This is a genomic window from Thiohalocapsa sp. (assembly GCF_019695415.1).
Classification (GTDB): Bacteria; Pseudomonadota; Gammaproteobacteria; order Chromatiales; family Chromatiaceae; genus Thiohalocapsa.
Map to the genome: position 1 here is coordinate 1 of NZ_JAIFKJ010000045.1, position 1,943 is coordinate 1,943.

2 protein-coding genes are annotated in these 1,943 nt (G+C 65.3%); both read right to left on the reverse strand.

Features of this window, described 5'->3' with window-relative positions; translation table 11 throughout:
* Positions 1-277: 277 nt before the first annotated feature.
* The gene (locus I6U14_RS00545; protein WP_296896001.1) at positions 278-1,369 is read right to left on the reverse strand and encodes an IS3 family transposase; all 1,092 of its coding nucleotides are present in this window, start codon (positions 1,367-1,369) and stop codon (positions 278-280) included.
* Complete coding sequence (locus tag I6U14_RS00550; protein ID WP_296896002.1) at positions 1,333-1,842, reverse strand: transposase; 510 nt, start codon at positions 1,840-1,842, stop codon at positions 1,333-1,335. Before I6U14_RS00550 ends, I6U14_RS00545 begins: the two co-directional genes overlap by 37 nt.
* Between the last annotated feature and the right edge of the window lie 101 nt (positions 1,843-1,943).

Sequence of the window (1,943 nt, forward strand, 5' to 3'; positions counted from 1 at the left end):
ACCTTGAAAGAGCAGAAGGAGCTCGAGAAGCTCCGCGCCCAGGACCAGCGGGAGACGGTGCCTATCAGCGTTGTTGTCCGCTCGCGGTGCTTGAGCTGAGCACCTGAACGCAGTTTACTGATGTCGGCTGCTCATGGAGCCCGTGGCTCCAACTTTGTTCGCAACATTGGCTGATCCTGGTTGATGGTTGGGGCGACGGCCCCTGATCGCGGCCGTTACCGATCCCGCCCTGCGGGGGCGGGATCGGACGACCACGGGGGCCTGGTTTCTGCCTCTCTCAGGCGGCAAGAAGATCGACAGGGCGTGGATGATTGATCCACACGACTTCGGGTTGCTTCCAGCAGCGCTGGTGGCGACTCCATCGTGCTGGATGCAGCCGATAGGCCTTCTCATAGGTGCGCCGTCGTACCTCACAGATCGCGTCGGCATGGCCGTGATGCCGCTGGTTGGGCGTCACGTACTTGATCCCGCTGTGGCGGTGTTCGCCGTTGTACCAGGCAACGAATGACCTCACCCACTCGATGACGGCCTCCAGGCTCCGGAACCAGCGCGCTGGGTAGCTCGGGTGGACCTTGAGTGTGCGGAACAGTGCTTCCGAGAAGGGGTTGTCGTTGCTCACCCGCGGACGTGAGAACGACTGGTCGATCCCCAGGTCCCGAAGTTTGGCCGCCAGCGTGAACGAACGCATCGGACCGCCGTTGTCGGAGTGCAGAACGGGCTGCTGGTCTTCCCCGAGACCCTCGGCGCGGCAGGCGGTCTCGATCAGCCTTGCGGCCAACTTGCCGCATTCGCGATCATGCACTTCAGCCGCCACGATCCTGCGGCTCCAGACATCCATCACCATGTAGAGATAGTGCCACTGGCCTTTGGTTCTGCTGGGCAGCAGGGTGATGTCCCAACTCCAGATCTGGTTCGGCCCGCTGGCCTCCAGCCTGGGGACAGGACGCGGCTCACGTGGTGGTCTGGTGCTGCCGCGATGGTGCAGCAGGCCTTCTTCCCGCATGATGCGGTAGAAGCTCATCTCCGAGGCGATGTAGACACCTTCCTCCGCCAGGATGGCGATGATCTGGGCAGGCGTCAGATCGGCAAAACGCGGATCATTGACGGTGTCGATCACCTGCTGGCGCTCCTCGGCAGTGAGCTTGTGCGCCACCCGCCTCGGAGCGCCCTTGCGGCCATCGATGCTGCTGCCACTGCAGCGGATCTCCTCCCGCCAGCGCCTGAGCGTGCGGGGCGACACACCCAGGATGCGGGCGATGCCGCTCGCCGGCGCCCCGGCGGCGGTGCCCATCTCCAGCAGGTCCACGGCCCTCCGGCGATCGTCCGGGGCGATCAGCTCTCCCCGTCCTGCGGCCAGAGGGCCTTGCACTTTTCCGAGACCATGAGCAGCGCCGCAGCCTCAACCAGGGCCTTCTCCTTCTTGCGGAGTTCCCGCTCCAGGCGCCGGATCTCGCGGGCCTGCTCCTGGTTTTTGCGCTGCAGCTCCTTGTGATCGGACATCGAGGGAGCCGTGGGGCTGTTGGCATCCTCGGCGGCCTGCCGCCAGCGGGCAAGCTGTTTCGGGTAAAGACCCCGCTCCCGGCAGAAGGCGCCCAGATCGGATCCACTCAGCCCAGCGGACTGGATCACGGCCGCCAGCTTGTCGGCAGGGCTCCACTGCTCCGGCGCCTTGCTGGTGGCTGGCACCAGCTGACCCTCCTTCTGCCACTGGGCGCGCCAGTTGTAGAGGGTCTGGGTGGTGATGCCGGTGGAGCGGGCGATCGCGGCCACGCTCTCCCGGTTCGGCGGGCTCATCCGCTTGCGGATCGCGGCCCGCACGGCGGCGTCATAGGGCGGTTTCATCAGTCATGGTTCGAGCCCCCGGTGGACGGTCTGACCGAGGGGACAACTTCCTAAGAAACACCCACGGCCATCAGGGATCTCGGCTTATGGACCACACTCAT

What these genes read in the sequence shown, in the direction of transcription:
- I6U14_RS00550 (WP_296896002.1), bottom strand. Translation starts at nt 1,842, where the DNA reads ATGAAACCGCCCTATGACGCCGCCGTGCGGGCCGCGATCCGCAAGCGG.